Annotated in this window: 15 protein-coding genes; 13 read left to right on the top strand and 2 right to left on the bottom strand. The window is 68.2% G+C overall.

Annotated features, from left to right (window positions below; genetic code table 11):
* Nucleotides 1-38 precede the first annotated feature (38 nt).
* The 10 genes from DBO33_RS29935 to DBO33_RS29890 all read left to right on the top strand — a co-directional run bounded on the left by DBO33_RS29935 (nucleotide 39) and on the right by DBO33_RS29890 (nucleotide 10,083).
* Nucleotides 39-470: a TIGR02611 family protein gene (locus DBO33_RS29935; RefSeq protein WP_234391119.1), complete on the top strand. Its 432-nt coding sequence runs from the start codon at nucleotides 39-41 to the stop codon at nucleotides 468-470.
* The gene (locus tag DBO33_RS29930) at nucleotides 443-1,081 is read left to right on the top strand and encodes a (2Fe-2S)-binding protein (protein ID WP_199856799.1); all 639 of its coding nucleotides are present in this window, start codon (nucleotides 443-445) and stop codon (nucleotides 1,079-1,081) included. The genes DBO33_RS29935 and DBO33_RS29930 overlap by 28 nt, the downstream gene beginning before the upstream one ends.
* 336 nt (nucleotides 1,082-1,417) lie before the next feature.
* Nucleotides 1,418-3,469, top strand: a complete 2,052-nt coding sequence (gene thrS, locus DBO33_RS29925; protein WP_107658048.1) for a threonine--tRNA ligase — start codon at nucleotides 1,418-1,420, stop codon at nucleotides 3,467-3,469.
* Nucleotides 3,466-4,059, top strand: coding sequence for an HIT family protein (locus DBO33_RS29920; RefSeq protein ID WP_107658047.1), 594 nt, complete (start codon nucleotides 3,466-3,468; stop codon nucleotides 4,057-4,059). The genes thrS and DBO33_RS29920 overlap by 4 nt, the downstream gene beginning before the upstream one ends.
* A 2-nt stretch (nucleotides 4,060-4,061) precedes the next feature.
* Complete coding sequence (pgsA, locus tag DBO33_RS29915; RefSeq protein WP_107658046.1) at nucleotides 4,062-4,811, top strand: phosphatidylinositol phosphate synthase; 750 nt, start codon at nucleotides 4,062-4,064, stop codon at nucleotides 4,809-4,811.
* A gap of 46 nt (nucleotides 4,812-4,857) precedes the next feature.
* A complete protein-coding gene (locus DBO33_RS29910; RefSeq protein ID WP_107660701.1) occupies nucleotides 4,858-5,826 on the top strand; it encodes a phosphatidylinositol mannoside acyltransferase in 969 nt (322 codons plus the stop codon).
* A complete protein-coding gene (locus tag DBO33_RS29905) occupies nucleotides 5,823-6,947 on the top strand; it encodes a glycosyltransferase family 4 protein (RefSeq protein WP_107658045.1) in 1,125 nt (374 codons plus the stop codon). The genes DBO33_RS29910 and DBO33_RS29905 overlap by 4 nt, the downstream gene beginning before the upstream one ends.
* Nucleotides 6,947-7,990, top strand: a complete 1,044-nt coding sequence (locus DBO33_RS44495) for an NUDIX hydrolase (protein WP_107660700.1) — start codon at nucleotides 6,947-6,949, stop codon at nucleotides 7,988-7,990. Before DBO33_RS29905 ends, DBO33_RS44495 begins: the two co-directional genes overlap by 1 nt.
* A gap of 472 nt (nucleotides 7,991-8,462) precedes the next feature.
* Nucleotides 8,463-9,365 carry a pyridoxal 5'-phosphate synthase lyase subunit PdxS gene (pdxS, locus tag DBO33_RS29895; protein ID WP_199856798.1) on the top strand — a complete coding sequence of 301 codons (903 nt, stop codon included), beginning with the start codon at nucleotides 8,463-8,465 and terminating at the stop codon, nucleotides 9,363-9,365.
* Between the two features lie 226 nt (nucleotides 9,366-9,591).
* Nucleotides 9,592-10,083 carry a hypothetical protein gene (locus tag DBO33_RS29890; RefSeq protein ID WP_199856797.1) on the top strand — a complete coding sequence of 164 codons (492 nt, stop codon included), beginning with the start codon at nucleotides 9,592-9,594 and terminating at the stop codon, nucleotides 10,081-10,083.
* A gap of 192 nt (nucleotides 10,084-10,275) precedes the next feature.
* Here the strand turns inward: DBO33_RS29890 and DBO33_RS29885 are convergent, their stop codons facing one another.
* Nucleotides 10,276-10,872: a nucleoside/nucleotide kinase family protein gene (locus tag DBO33_RS29885; protein ID WP_107658043.1), complete on the bottom strand. Its 597-nt coding sequence runs from the start codon at nucleotides 10,870-10,872 to the stop codon at nucleotides 10,276-10,278.
* 159 nt (nucleotides 10,873-11,031) lie between these two features.
* Between DBO33_RS29885 and DBO33_RS29880 the strand changes: the two genes are divergently transcribed.
* Entirely contained in the window at nucleotides 11,032-11,850 is an 819-nt protein-coding gene (locus DBO33_RS29880) for an acyl-CoA thioesterase (protein WP_107658042.1), read from the top strand.
* Nucleotides 11,851-11,924: 74 nt separating this feature from the next.
* Here DBO33_RS29880 and DBO33_RS29875 read toward each other — a convergent pair whose 3' ends face one another.
* Nucleotides 11,925-13,616: an APC family permease gene (locus DBO33_RS29875; protein ID WP_234391416.1), complete on the bottom strand. Its 1,692-nt coding sequence runs from the start codon at nucleotides 13,614-13,616 to the stop codon at nucleotides 11,925-11,927.
* 219 nt (nucleotides 13,617-13,835) lie between these two features.
* On the opposite strand from DBO33_RS29875, the gene pdxT reads away from it, so the two are divergent.
* Together pdxT and DBO33_RS29865 are read left to right on the top strand one after the other, a co-directional pair.
* The gene (pdxT, locus tag DBO33_RS29870; protein WP_325050757.1) at nucleotides 13,836-14,480 is read left to right on the top strand and encodes a pyridoxal 5'-phosphate synthase glutaminase subunit PdxT; all 645 of its coding nucleotides are present in this window, start codon (nucleotides 13,836-13,838) and stop codon (nucleotides 14,478-14,480) included.
* 116 nt (nucleotides 14,481-14,596) lie between these two features.
* Nucleotides 14,597-15,349, top strand: coding sequence for a YebC/PmpR family DNA-binding transcriptional regulator (locus DBO33_RS29865; RefSeq protein WP_107658041.1), 753 nt, complete (start codon nucleotides 14,597-14,599; stop codon nucleotides 15,347-15,349).
* Nucleotides 15,350-15,390: the final 41 nt, after the last annotated feature.

Here is a 15,390-nt window from a genome sequence, read left to right as displayed (position 1 = left end):
CCATGGACAGGACCGGGCGTTCTCGTACGCTGGGAGAGGTGACCGCCGAGTTGGAATCAAGATCGACGCAGACGGAGACGGGCTGGCGCGCCTTCCGGGCCCGTGTTGCCGCGCGACCTACGCTGAACCTCGCCTATCGGATCGGGGTCGCGTTGGCCGGCACCGCGGTGCTCGCCGTCGGAGTCGTCACGATTCCCTACCCCGGACCCGGCTGGGCGATCGTATTCGCCGGACTGGGCATCCTCGCCACCGAATTCGCTTGGGCACACCGGGCTCTCGGCTGGCTGCGGGACAGGTACCGGCAGGGTATGGCGTGGTACTCCGCACGGGGTGCCGCCATGCGGGTGTTCGCGGCGACCATTACTTTCGCATTGGTTGTCGCGACACTGTGGGCATTGGGCACGTTCGGGATGGTCGGCAGCTGGATCGGAGTCGAGTCGCAATGGTTACGCAGTCCCCTGAAGTGGTGAACACCGTCCCCGGCCGGACGCTGACACAGCCCGACTGGCTGGCGGCCCGGATCACTGAGATGGGGCACTCCTGGGGCACGACCTCGCCGCGGATCGCGGGCACGCTGTGGTGGTGCATGGTCGCCTCGGCACTGGTCGAACAGATCGCCCGCGCGTACGCACGCGGCGAACAAGCCGCCGAGCCGCTGCTGGACCGTTTCGACTGCGAGGTCCGCCCGGACGGCGGCGTGGAACGCATCCACCTGCTCGCCGGACCCGACGAACCCACCGAGCCCGGCGCGGCCCTGCGGGAAACCCTTGCCGCCGTGATCACCCCGGTCGCCGAGGTCTCCGGCGCGGGCATCCCGGCCCTCTGGGCGATCGTCGCCGACGCCGTCGGCAACCGAGCCCTGGACGCGGGCTCCCCGGCCGCGGGCACCCGCCTGGCCACCGAAATAGGCGGCAAACTCCCCATCCCGCGTTTCATCGACGTCGACGGCCGCACCTTCGTCAAACGCATCTCCTGCTGCCTCGTCTTCGAAGTCCCCAACTGCGAGATGTGCACCAGTTGCCCCAAACGCCCCGCCGCAGAACGCGAGTCCCTTCTAAAACAACTGGCCGCAGACAACTGACGCTGGTTCCCTGAGGCACCAACCGATTTCGCAAGAAATGGGTAACTCGCCGGGCATGGGCCACTGTCCAACCTCCACCTCCACCTCCGCCGGTCGCCACCGGCACCTTCCACGCACCCGTATCCGGCCTGTGTACGCGGAGGGACGGGTGAGCATCCGGCCTGAATTCGCGGGGACGCGGGCGAGCATCTGGCTGAATACCCGGAGAGGCGGGGATTGCGCGGGCACAGGGGGGGGGGGTTGCCGATAGCATGGTCGCGCTGGGGCACTCGATGTCCTGGCATTGAACCGCGGGGATTTGCCCCGTACCCGAGAAACTCCAAGGAGAGCACTGCCGTGACCACCTCAGCCCGCACCACCCCTGCCCCCCGCGTCCGGGTGCCGGCGGGGACGACGGCGGGGGCCGCGGTGCGCGAGGCTGGTCTGCCGACCAAGGGACCGGACACCATCGTCGTCGTGCGCGACGCCGAGGGCCTCAAGGACCTGTCCTGGACCCCGGACACCGACGTCGAGGTGGAGGCGGTCGCCGCCGATACCGAGGACGGCCGCAGTGTCATCCGGCATAGCGCCGCGCACGTGCTGGCGCAGGCGGTGCAGCAGGAGTTCCCCGAGGCCAAGCTCGGCATCGGCCCGCCGATCAAGGACGGCTTCTACTACGACTTCCAGGTGGACCGGCCGTTCACCCCCGAGGATCTGGCGAAGCTGGAATCCCGGATGAAGAAGATCGTCAAAGGCGCGCAGCGGTTTTCCCGGCGCGTGGTCGAGGTCGAGGACGCCCGGGTCGAGCTGGCCAAGGAGCCGTTCAAGCTGGAGTTGATCAGCGACAAGTCCGGCATCGACGATCCCGAGGTGATGGAGGTCGGCGGCAAAGAGCTGACCATCTACGACAACCTGGATCCGCGCACCGGCGAACGCGTGTGGGGCGATCTGTGTCGCGGCCCGCACATCCCGACCACCAAGTTCATCCCGGCCTTCAAGCTCACCCGCAGCTCGGCCGCCTACTGGCGCGGCGATCAGGACCGCGAGGATCTGCAGCGCGTCTACGGCACCGCGTGGGAGTCGCAGGAGGCGCTCGACGAGTACCTGCACCTGCTCGCCGAGGCCGAACGCCGCGACCACCGCAAGCTCGGTCTGGAACTGGACCTGTTCAGTTTCCCGGACGAGCTCGGTTCCGGTCTGCCGGTGTTCCACCCCAAGGGCGGCATCATCCGCAAGGAGATGGAGGAGTTCTCCCGGCGTCAGCATGTGGCGGCGGGCTACGAGTTCGTCAACACCCCGCACATCACCAAGGGACACCTGTTCGAGGTCTCCGGTCACCTGGACTGGTACCGCGACGGCATGTTCCCGGCGATGCACCTGGACGCCGAGCTGAACGAGGACGGCACCGTCCGCAAGCCGGGCCAGGACTACTACGTCAAGCCGATGAACTGCCCGATGCACAACCTGATCTTCCGGGCGCGCGGCCGGTCGTACCGGGAACTGCCGTTGCGGCTCTTCGAGTTCGGCTCGGTGTACCGCTACGAGAAGTCCGGCGTGGTGCACGGCCTGACCCGGGTGCGCGGCATGACCCAGGACGACGCGCACATCTACTGCACCAAAGAGCAGATGCACGCGGAGCTCACCAGCACCCTGCAGTTCGTGCTCGGCCTGCTGAAGGACTACGGCCTCGACGACTTCTACCTGGAGCTCTCGACCAAGGATCCGAAGAAGTTCGTCGGCTCCGACGAGATCTGGGAGGAGGCCACCGAGACCCTGTCCAAGGTGGCCTCGGCCTCCGGGCTGGAGCTGGTGCCCGATCCGGGCGGCGCCGCGTTCTACGGCCCGAAGATCTCCGTGCAGGCCAAGGACGCGCTGGGCCGCACCTGGCAGATGTCGACCATCCAGCTCGACTTCAACCTGCCGGAACGGTTCAACCTGGAGTACACCGCCTCCGACGGCACCAAGCAGCGTCCGGTGATGATCCACCGCGCGCTGTTCGGCTCGATCGAACGGTTCTTCGGCGTGCTCACCGAGCACTACGCCGGCGCGTTCCCCGCATGGCTGTCGCCGGTGCAGGTCGTCGGCATCCCGGTCGCGGAAGCCTTTGCGCCGCACCTGGATCGGGTGATCGAGCGGCTGCAGGACGCGGGCATCCGGGCCCAGGTGGACCGCAGCGACGACCGGATGCAGAAGAAGATCTTCAACAACACCGCACAGAAGGTGCCGTTCATGCTGCTCGCCGGCGAGCGCGACGTCGCCGCCGACGCGGTGAGCTTCCGATTCCGCGACGGAACTCAGGTGAACGGGGTGCCGGTCGCCGACGCGGTTGCCACCATTGTGGAATGGATTGCGAGCCGGGAGAACACTTCTCCGACCGCGGCGGGTTTCGAGATCAAGGGTGCGGGATGACCGAGCGCACGACCCCGGACGGGTTCACCGAGCTGACCGACGCCACGGCTCAGGACAGCATCGTGGACCGCGGCGCGGGTGAACCGGACCGGTTACAGCGGTTGTGGACGCCGTACCGGATGTCCTACATCGCCGAGGCGGCGGCGACCGACCCCGCGTCGACCGGGCATCCGTTCACCGACATTCCGAAGATGTCCGATGAGGACGGCCTGGTCATCGCGCGCGGCGAGCTGGTGTACGCGGTGCTCAACCTGTACCCGTACAACCCGGGCCACATGATGGTGGTGCCGTACCGCAAGGTGGCCAACCTCGAAGACCTCACCCTGGCCGAGGGCACCGAGCTGATGGCGTTCACCCAGCAGGCCATCCGGGTGATGAAGCGGGTATCGCGGCCGCACGGGTTCAACGTCGGCCTGAATCTCGGTGGCGTGGCCGGTGGTTCGCTGGCCGACCACCTACACCAGCACATCGTCCCGCGCTGGGGCGGCGACGCGAACTTCATCACCGTGGTCGGCGGGGCCAAGGTGATGCCGCAGCTGCTCCGGGAGACGAGGGCGCTGCTGTCGGCAGCCTGGAAGGAAGTCGACTAGAAGTGCTGAGCTTCTTCGGCCGCGATACGTTTGCCAAAGCGACTGCGCCGCTGGGCAAAGCGCTGGTGAGCACCGGGCTCACCCCGGATGCGGTGACGGTCATCGGCACCACCGCGTCGATCGCCGCCGCGGTCACCCTGTTCCCGACCGGACACCTGTTCTGGGGGACCATGGTGATCTGGTTGTTCGTCATGTTCGACATGCTCGACGGCGCGATGGCGCGGGCGCGCGGCGGCGGCACGAAATACGGCGCGGTGCTCGACGCCACCTGCGATCGGGTCGCCGACGGCGCCATCTTCGCCGGCTTGGCGTGGTGGGCGGTGTACCACGAGAACCACAAGCCGCTGTTCGCCGCGACGCTGGTGGTGCTGGTGAGTTCGCAGGTGATTTCGTACGCCAAGGCGCGCGCGGAAGCCAGCGGACTGTCGGCCGACGGTGGGCTCATCGAGCGGCCGGATCGGCTCATCATCGTGCTGGTCGGCGCCGGGTTGACCGGCATCGGCGGGTACTGGGGCATCGACTGGCTCACCTACGCGGTGCACGTCGCGATGTGGGTGCTCGCGGTGCTCAGCATCGTCACGGTGTTCCAGCGGGTGCTCGCGGTGCGCAATTCGCCGGGTGCGCGCGAGGTGATCACGCCCCCGCAGCCGCGAAATTCGGCACAGCAGCAAGACCCGGCGCAGTCCGACAAGCCGGCGCAGCCCGAAAACCCCTCGGCGGGAACGGCGAACGCGACGGAGCTGCCGACGTGAGACCGCCCTATCGTGGCGGTGTGGTGCAGGGAACGGGGCAATGGTCATGAGTATCGGGGAGCGGTTGAGCGACGCCGGTTACGCGGCGGGCTGGCGGCTGGTGCGGGCGTTGCCCGAGACGACGGCGCGACGGTTGTTCGACTGGGGCGCCGATCGGGTCGCAGGCAAGGCGAATCGGCAGTTCCGGGCCGGTGGCGCGCCGAACCAGTTGCGGCGCAACCTCGCCCGGGTGATCGGCGGTACCCCCGCGGACGTGCCGGACGAGCTGATCCAGGCGAGCGTCCGCTCCTACGCGCGGTACTGGCGCGAAGCGTTCCGGCTGCCCTCGATGGACCACGCGGCGATCGGCAAGCTCGCGCTGGAAGGGAAACCGAACCTGGAGGCGGGGCTGGCCGCCGGACGCGGCGTGATCCTGGTGCTGCCGCATTCCGGGAACTGGGATATGGCCGGGGTGTGGCTGGTGCAGAACCATGGCACCTTCGCGACCGTCATGGAACGGTTGAAGCCGGAGTCGCTGTTCGAGCGTTTCGTCGCCTACCGGTCGAGCCTCGGTTTCGAGGTGTTCCCGCTGACCGGCGGCGAACAGCCACCGTTCGGCCAGCTGGCCGAACGGCTGCGGGAGAACAAGGCGATCTGCCTGCTGGGGGAGCGCGACCTGACCGGTCGCGGCGTCCCGGTCACCTTCTTCGGCGAGCGCACCTGGATGCCCGCCGGCGCCGCCAAACTGGCCATCGAGACCGGTGCCGTGCTGCTGCCGGTGCACACCTGGTTCACCGCCGACGACGGGGCCGGGTGGGGCATGAAAGTCGAAGCGCCGATTGATGTTTCGCACGGCGTCGCGGCGGCCACCCAGGCCCTGGCGGACCGGTTCGCGGCGAATATCGCCGAGCATCCGGCGGATTGGCACATGCTGCAACCGATGTGGGAGAGCGATCTGTCCGCGGCACGGCGCGGCCGTATCGCGGCGGCGCAGGATGATGCGAACACCGCGGCGAACTCGGACGGCGCCGCATGAAGATCGGCATGGTCTGTCCGTACTCGTTCGACGTGCCCGGCGGCGTACAGGCCCACGTGGTCGAGCTGGCCCGGGTCTTCATCGAACGCGGACATCGGGTGAGCGTGCTCGCGCCCGCCTCGGAGGAGACAGCGCTGCCCGATTTCGTGGTGTCCGCCGGTCGCGCGGTAGCGATCCCGTACAACGGGTCGGTGGCGCGACTGTCCTTCGGCCCGATGGCCTACACCAGGATTCGGCGCTGGATCGACGGCAACGATTTCGACGTGCTGCACATCCACGAGCCCAACGCGCCGAGCCTGTCGATGCTCGCGCTGAAGATCGCCGAGGGCCCGATCGTCGCCACCTTCCACACCTCGACCACGAAGTCGTTGATACTCAGCACCTTTCAGGGCGTGCTGCGGCCGTACCACGAGAAGATCAGCGGCCGGATCGCCGTCTCGGAGCTGGCCCGGCGCTGGCAGGTGGAGGCGCTCGGCTCCGACGCGGTGGAGATCCCCAACGGGGTCGACGTGCCCGCCTTCGCGCGGGCGCCGATGCTGCCCGGGTATCCGCGGGCGGGCCGGACCGTGCTGTTCCTCGGCCGCTACGACGAACCACGCAAGGGGATGGACGTGCTGCTCGGCGCGCTGCCCGAACTGGTGCGCAGGCACAAGGATTTACAGGTCCTCATCGTGGGGCGCGGGGACGAGGAGCGGCTGCGCCGCGAGGCGGGACAGCTCGCCCGGCACCTGCGTTTCCTCGGGCAGGTGTCGGATGCGGAGAAGGCCTCGGCCATGCGCAGCGCGGACGTCTACGTCGCGCCCAACCTCGGCGGCGAGAGCTTCGGCATCATCCTGATCGAGGCGATGGCCGCCGGAACCGCCGTGGTAGCAAGCGAATTGGACGCCTTCCGCCGGGTGCTGCGCGACGGGACGGCGGGGGAGCTGGTGCCGGTGGGTGATTCGGCGGCGCTGGCGCGGGCCATCGACGGTCTGCTCACCGACGACAGCCGCCGGGCGGCCCTGGTGCACACGGCCACCCAGGTGGTCGGCGAGTACGACTGGCCGGTGGTGGCCGAACAGATCCTGCGGGTGTACGAGACGGTCACCATCGGCGACACCAGGGTGCGGGCCGCCGGATGATCACCTTCTCCGCCACCACGGTTCTCGTCCTCGCGCTGATCGCGGCGGTCATCGTCGCGCTCGGCATCTGGGCTTACTCCACCGCCAACCGGCTCGACCGGTTGCACGTGCGCTCCGATCAGTCCTGGCAGGCGCTCGACGCGGCGCTGGCCCGGCGGGCGGTGGTGGCCAGATCGGTCGCGGCGGCGATCGCGGACCCGGTGGCCGATCCGGCGCTGGCCGATCAAGCCAAAGTTCTTGCCCACCTTGCCGATCGTGCCGAACGGGCCGGGCGCGCCGACCGCGAGACGGTGGAGAACCAGCTCTCCGCGGCGCTGTCGACGATCGATATCGAGAAGCTGCGCCCGCAGATGGTGGCCGAGCTGGCCGACGCCGAGGCGCGGGTGCTGATCGCCCGCCGCTTCCACAACGACGCGGTCCGCGACACCCTGGCGCTGCGCACCCGCCGGTCGGTGCGCATCCTGCACCTCGGTGGCACCGCGCCGCTGCCCACCTACTTCGAGATCACCGAGCGCGCCACCCCGGCCGCGTCCACCGGGCTCACCGTCGACACCACCCGCACCACCGCCCGCATCGTGCTGTTCGACGAGCAGGGGCGCACGCTGCTGATGCGCGGCAACGACCCGACAACACCCGACGTGTCGTTCTGGTTCACCGTCGGCGGCGGGGTCGATCCGGAGGAGACGCTGCGCGAAGCGGCCGTCCGTGAGCTCTACGAGGAGACCGGCTACCAGGCCGACCCGGAGAGCCTGCGCGGCCCGATCTGGCGTCGCGTCGCGGTGTTCCCCTTCGACGGCGACCTGATCCGCTCCGAGGAACTGTTCTTCGCGCTGCGCGTGCCCGCCTACGAGCCGCAGGCGACAAACCTCACCGCCATCGAACGCCGCTCAATCACCGGCAACAAGTGGTGCACCGCAACGGATATCGTCGCCTTCGATCGCGCGGGTGAAACCGTTTACCCCTACAACCTGGACCAACTGCTGCCCGAAGCCGCAGCCGCCGCCGACAGCGCCACCGACCCGGAGGTCCGCTCGATCCGCTGACGCGATGTGATGTGTTTCACGATCGTGCTACGGTCGCGACTGGATTGGACGCGGGCTGGGTAGTGCTTACTCCAAGGCACTCAAACTTCGGTGCCGCGATCCCCGCCGTTCGGCGGGGGTAAATGCTCGGTGTGCGGAGGTTCCGTTGTACATGTCCTACCTGCTCTACGATTTCCTGCTGCCGGTCGTCGGGCCCGCTGCCGCCGAGTACTGGGCGCAGTTGCTGGTCGTCGGTCCGCTCTGAGCGACGCCGGAAGATAGCGGGGCCGACACAATTGCCCTGCGGCACCGGTAAACCGCTTTTCCTGGCCTCGCCGAGCGGTCCAGTGCACCGCACCGGCGGACAGAGCTCCTGGTAGGTGACAAGGCCAGTCATCTCCGACTGGCTATCAAGTGGCCTGGGTGGCCCGCCTAGAATTGGGTCGATTCCATCCCTTGCGACCGATTGGCGCAGATGACCCAGGAGTTTGCCGTGACTACGCCCGAGACCACCCAGACCATCGGCACCGCCCGCGTGAAGCGCGGCATGGCCGAGATGCTCAAGGGCGGGGTGATCATGGACGTCGTCACCCCCGACCAGGCCAAGATCGCCGAAGACGCCGGTGCGGTCGCGGTGATGGCGCTGGAGCGGGTGCCCGCCGACATCCGTGCGCAGGGTGGCGTGTCCCGGATGAGCGACCCCGACATGATCGACGGCATCATCGCCGCCGTCTCCATCCCGGTCATGGCGAAGGCGCGCATCGGCCACTTCGTGGAGGCGCAGATCCTGCAGAGCCTCGGCGTCGACTACATCGACGAGTCCGAGGTGCTGACCCCCGCCGACTACACCAACCACATCGAGAAGTGGAACTTCACCGTGCCGTTCGTCTGCGGCGCCACCAACCTGGGTGAGGCGCTGCGCCGAATCACCGAGGGCGCGGCCATGATTCGCTCGAAGGGCGAGGCGGGCACCGGTGACGTCTCCAACGCCACCACGCACATGCGCAAGATCCGCCAGGAGATCCGCAGGCTGTCCTCGCTGCCCGCCGACGAGCTGTTCGTCGCCGCCAAGGAGCTGCAGGCGCCCTACGAGCTGGTCCGGGAGGTCGCCGAGACCGGCAAGCTGCCCGTCGTGCTGTTCACCGCAGGCGGCATCGCCACCCCGGCCGACGCCGCGATGATGATGCAGCTCGGCGCCGAGGGCGTGTTCGTCGGCTCCGGCATCTTCAAGTCCGGCAACCCCGCCGAGCGGGCCGCCGCCATCGTCAAGGCGACCACCTTCCACGACGACCCCGATGTGCTCGCGAAGGTTTCGCGTGGACTGGGCGAGGCCATGGTCGGCATCAACGTCGAGGAGCTGCCGGTGGATCACCGGCTCGCCGAGCGCGGTTGGTGATTCCACGCCTGAGGGTTTGGTGAACTTTCACGAGCAGGGACTCTTCGGAGTCCCTGCTCGTGTGCGTCAGGGGCATCGCGACGGCGCGACTCTTCTCCGCGCCACACCGTCGTCTTACTGTTCTCACAATTGTGCTGGGTAACTTCACGTTTCGATGCCCGTCGACCGTTGCGTCGGGAGTGCCGCATCACCGTCGATGTACCAGCCCAACGTTAAGGACGAGCAGATGAACCTTCGTAAGACCGGACGCATGGCGATTGCCGGTTTGGCCGTCGTGGCCGCACTGGGCCTGACGGCCTGCGGCAGCGATGACAAGAAGGATCCGCCGCAGCCGTCCCGCACCACGACCAGCGCCGCCGCCAACGCGAACCAACCTGCGCCGCCCACTGTTGCCGAGTTGAACGCACTGCTGCAGAAGGCGCTCGATCCGGCGGTGCCCAGCGCGGAAAAGCTTGACCTCGTGCAGGGCATCGAAGCCGACCCGGACCTGCCCAACCGCCTTGCTAAGGCCTACAAGGATGCGAACGCCAAGTCGGAGATCACCGGGGTGACCGCCTTTGGCGATTCCGTCAGCGCGCAAGGCAAATTGACCATCAACGGCGCCGAGAACCCCATCGATGTGCCCTTCGTTCTCGACAACGGCAAGTGGAAGGTTCAAAAGGGTTGGGCCTGCAACGCACTGACCGCTCTGAACCTCCAGTCTCCGGCCTGCTCCTGATCGAACGCACGGGCGGCTGACGCCCATCGAGTGGCACATGGTTGCGGCAAACGCTGAGAAGCGCTGCAACCGTGTGCCATTCGCGTTTGGTGAGTAGGTCAGCCATCTCGATACATGGATATGCGCATCTAACTATCTGCGCAGTTGGAGATAGCTGAGAACTGCGGAACAGAAAACAAGGAGCCCAGGGGGTCAAGGGAGTCGGAGTGCCGGACGGGTGGGGTGATCCCAGCGGATGAAGAAGGTTGGGGCGGTGGGGGTTTCGAGGAGAGCGGGGATGGTCCAGTGGTCTTCGGGCGGAGTACTGCGCCGTAGGGCCGGTTCCGACATGGCCAGGTGGACGGTTATGTCGAAGGGGAGGGAGTGGTTGAGCAGCATCGGGCCCGCGATGACGAGGACGGTGTCGGGGAGCGCCTGGCGGATGGGGGCGCGAGCCGAGCGGTCGGTGGTCTCGTTCCACAGGGCGGGCAGCCAGCGGCCATCGGCGTGCAGGGCGTCGATGACTTCGCGGCGCAGTGCTTCGTAGTCGAACCAGGCTGTGCGGTAGGAGATTTCGTCCACGCCGTATTCCATGCGGAGGGAGGCGGGGCGGACGTAGTCGTGCAGCGACACCACTTCCGCGGGTCTGCCGGTGTCGCGCAGTGCGGCGGCGGTCCGGTGGGCGAAGTCGGTGGGGTGAGCGGCGTCGGCGCCGTCGATCGCGAGCACCCGGTAGCCGGGCAGGGTGCGGACGCGTTCGACGAGACGCTCGATGAGGGCGTCCTGGGTGATCGGGACGAACTGTGGCACCGGTCTATCAGAGCAAACGGTGGGCACCGCCCTCGTCGGCGGCCTGGGTCCGGTCGGCGGCCGTGCGCGTGGTCGCCGGCCGACTCGTCCTCGTCCGGGTCCGCCGAGCACCGGACGGCCGAGGACGAGCCGGTCAGCGCGGCGAGTTAATCTCAGCCCATGGCGACAATCGAAGAGGCGCTGGAGATAGAGCGCCTCGAGCGTGACATCTTCCGTGGGGCGTCCACGAAGACTCAGCTGCCGCGCACGTTCGGCGGACAGGTTGCCGGCCAGGCGCTGGTGTCAGCGGTGCGCACGGTGGAACCGCGGTATCAGGTGCATTCGCTGCACGGCTACTTTCTGCGGCCGGGCAACCCGGACCAGCCGACGGTGTATCTGGTCGAGCGGATCAGGGACGGGCGCTCGTTCTGCACCCGACGCGTCACCGGTGTGCAGGACGGCCAGGCGATCTTCACCATGTCGGCCTCGTTCCACCTCGGCGACGAGGGGCCGGAGCATCAGGACGTGATGCCCGAGGTACAGGCCCCGGACGACCTCCCGGACGCGAGCACCACGATGAGCCCGGAACGTCTGTGGGCGATGCGCGAGTGGGAGCACTGGGACATCCGGACGGTGCCGCAGGACCAGATCGCCCGCCGCGACGGCGTCGTCTCGCAGCAGCAGGTGTGGTTCCGCTACCGGCATCCGCTGCCCGACGACCCGCTGTTCCACGTCTGCACCCTGGCCTACATGAGCGATATGACGCTGCTCGGCTCGTCGAAGGTGACCCACCCCGACGAGCAGACCCAGAACGCCTCGCTGGATCACGCCATGTGGTTCCTGCGTCCGTTCCGCGCCGACGACTGGCTGCTCTACGACCAGGCCTCGCCGTCCGCGGGCTTCGGCCGCGCGCTCACCGGCGGGAAGATCTTCAACCGCGAAGGTCAGATGGTGGCCGCGGTGGTCCAGGAAGGACTGATCCGCAACCTGCGCGACTGAGCGCGAGATGTCGACCGCGATGGTGTGCGTGTGGCCGACGCACACCACCGCGGCCGCCTGAATTCGCTCAGGTTTCAGCCCACCTGTACGCGCAGGTGGCAGACCACTGTGTCGGACATGCGGCGCAGTACGCGCTCGAGCTCGTCGCTGCGGTGGCTGGGCAGCACACGGTTCCAGCCGACCGGCGGGTCGACCTCGGCGATGACGACCACCTTGCGGCGACCCTCGAAGTTCTCCCGCACGTACCGCGCGACCGGCCCGCCGACCGTCGCGTCGCTGTCTTCGAGCAGCACCAGCCGCACCTCCGGATGCCACGCCTCCCACGCCTTGGTGAACGCCTTCACCGACTCGCCGGGCAGGCAGACATGCACCGCGACAACGTCTTTGCCGATCGACAGCGCGGCGGACAGCGCCTCGCAGCTCAGGTCGGAGACCTCGGACACCGGCACCACGATGACGGCGTCACGCGGCCGCGGTGGCGGCGGCACCTCGTCGGAGCGGCGATAGGCGCCGATCTTGCTGTAGGCGCCGCGAATTCGGTCCATGCCGACCACCAGCGCGGGCAGCACCAGCACGATCAACCAGGCGCCCGCGGTGAATTTCATTGCGGTGGTGACGATGGCGGCGACGAAGGTGAGCAGCGCGCCGAACCCGTTGAGCGCCAGCCGCCACCGCCAGCCCGCTGTCCTGGCGATCAGCCAGTGCCGAACCATGCCGACCTGCGCGATGGTGAACCCGACGAACACCCCGATGGCGAACAGCGGGACCAGCGCGTTCATATTGCCGTCGGCCCCGACCAGCAGCACACCCGCCGCGATGGCGAGGGTCAGCACGCCGTACCGGTACACCTCACGTGGCGAGCGCACCGCGAACCGGTGCGGCAGGCAGTTGTCGTCGGCGAGGATCTTGGTGAGTGTCGGCAGCCCGCCGTAGGAGGTATTGGCGGCCAGCGCCAGCAACACGACGGTCGCGAATTGCACCACGTAGTAACCGATTCCGTGCCCGAGCGCGGCCTCGGTCAGCTGCGAGAGCACCGTGGTGCCGTCGATCGGATGCACCTCGAACTTCTCGATCAGCAGCGCGAGCCCGATCAGCATGACACCGAGCAGCGCTCCGAGCGCGACCTCCGCGCGTTGTGCGCGAAGCACTTTCGGCGCCTGGAAGCTCGGCACCGCGTTCGCGATCGCCTCCACGCCGGTCAGCGCGGCACACCCGCTGGAGAACGCCTTGAGCAGCAACAGCACGCCGATGGTGTGCGCGTCGAGCACGGTGGCGGCGCCGGTGCTGACGCTGGCGGGCTCGGAGCGCACCAGCCCCGCGACGATCACCGTGCCGATGCCGACCACGAAAACGATGGTCGGCACCATGAACGCCCGCGCGCTCTCGGTGATGCCCAGCAGATTCAACGCCGTGATGCCGACCAGAATCGCCACACACAACCACACCGTGTACGGAAGCAACACGGGAAACGCGGAGGTCAGCGCCGCGACACCGGCGGCGATCGACACCGCGACGTTCAGCACATAGTCGATGATCAACGAGGCCGCAGCGGTCAAACTCGTGCGATGCCCGAGGTGCGCCTTCGCCACCGCATACGCTCCACCACCGTCCGGGAACGCGGCGATCACCTGCCGATACGAGGCGACGAGCACGGCGAGCAACGCGGCGATCGCGATCGTCACCGGCAGCGTCAGGCCGAGTCCGGCACCGCCCGCGGCCGCCAGCACCAGCACGATGGCCTCGGGGCCGTAGGACACCGAAGCCATCGCGTCGAGCGAGAGTCCGGCCAGCCCGGTCGGCACGGTGAGACCACGGCGGGCCGGGGCCGCCTCCGCTTCTCCACGCGGCGCGGGCACCTTACGCGGCAACACAGCTATCACCATGCGAGTGTCGACCCGATCCCGGCCGGCGGGCCCGCGCGTTGACGGAACCCTGACGGCGACCGTGAGCAGGCCCACACCGCGACGGCTCGTAAACTTTGCGACGTGAACGCTTCCCCGGTCGCCGCGCCCGCCGCCACCGACCTGCAGGCCCGTCCCACCATCGGCGTGCTCGCGCTGCAGGGTGACGTGCGCGAGCACATCGCGGCTCTCGCGCACTGCGGCGCCGAGCCGGTGCTGGTGCGGCGCGCGTCCGAACTGGCCGCGGTGGACGCGCTGGTGCTGCCCGGCGGCGAGTCGACCGCCATCAGCAAGCTGCTGGAGGTCTTCGAGCTGCTGGAGCCGCTGCGCGCGCGACTGCGAGATGGCATGCCCGCCTTCGGTTCCTGCGCGGGCATGATCCTGCTCGCCGACGAGGTGCTCGATACCCGGCCCGACGCCAATCACCTGTCCGGCATCGATATGACGGTGCGCCGCAACGCCTTCGGCCGTCAGGTCGACTCGTTCGAGGTGGACCTGGACTTCGCCGGGCTCGACGACGGCCCGATGCGCGCGGTGTTCATCCGGGCGCCGTGGGTGGAGCGGGCCGGTGCGGGCGTCGAGGTGCTCGCGACGGTGCCGGACGGGCCGTTCGCCGGTCGCATTGTGGCAGTGCGGCAAGGGAAGGTGGTCGCGACGTCGTTCCATCCGGAGGTCACCGGCGATCTGCGGGTGCACCGGATGTTCGTGGACCTCGTTCGGGAGCCGTAGTTCACGCGCCGTTCAGACCGCGATGACCGGCCGAGTAGGCTGGAGAAGTTGTCCCTCCGGCCGTGCCGGTACGGTACACATCACCAAACGTGCCATCGACCTGAAGGAAGTAGGGAATGAGCGGCCACTCCAAATGGGCCACCACCAAGCACAAGAAGGCGGGGATCGACGCCAAGCGCGGCAAGCTCTTCGCCAAGTTGATCAAGAACATCGAGGTGGCGGCCCGCACGGGTGGCAGTGACCCCGCAGGCAACCCGACACTCTTCGACGCCATCCAGAAGGCGAAGAAGTCGTCGGTGCCCAACGACAACATCGAGCGTGCCCGCAAGCGCGGCGGCGGCGAAGAAGCCGGCGGCGCCGACTGGCAGACCATCATGTACGAGGGCTACGGCCCCAATGGTGTCGCGGTGTTGATCGAGTGCCTCACCGACAACCGCAACCGCGCCGCGGGCGAGGTGCGGGTCGCGATGACCCGCAACGGCGGCAACATGGCCGACCCGGGTTCGGTGTCCTACCTGTTCCACCGCAAGGGCGTCGTGACGCTGGAGAAGAACGGCCTGTCCGAGGACGACGTCCTGATGGCCGTGCTCGACGCGGGGGCCGAGGAGGTCAACGACCTCGGTGATTCCTTCGAGATCATCAGCGACCCGAGCGACCTGATCCCCGTGCGCAAGGCCTTGCAGGCCGCCGGAATCGACTACGACTCCGCCGAATCCGGCTTCCAGCCGTCGGTCTCGGTCGAGGTCGACGCCGACGGTGCCCGCAAGGTGATCAAGTTGGTCGACGCGCTCGAGGACAGCGACGACGTCCAGAACGTCTACACCAACGTCGACATCTCCGACGAGATCCTCGCGCAACTGGACGACTAGTGCGTACCCGCGCATGCGCTCCGGCCGTGCGCGGGTCTGCG

It is taken from the genome of Nocardia suismassiliense (genome assembly GCF_900269665.1).
Lineage (GTDB): Bacteria > Actinomycetota > Actinomycetes > Mycobacteriales > Mycobacteriaceae > Nocardia > Nocardia suismassiliense.
Note: the sequence above shows the minus strand (reverse complement) of the source record. Positions and strands in the feature narration are given on the sequence as shown.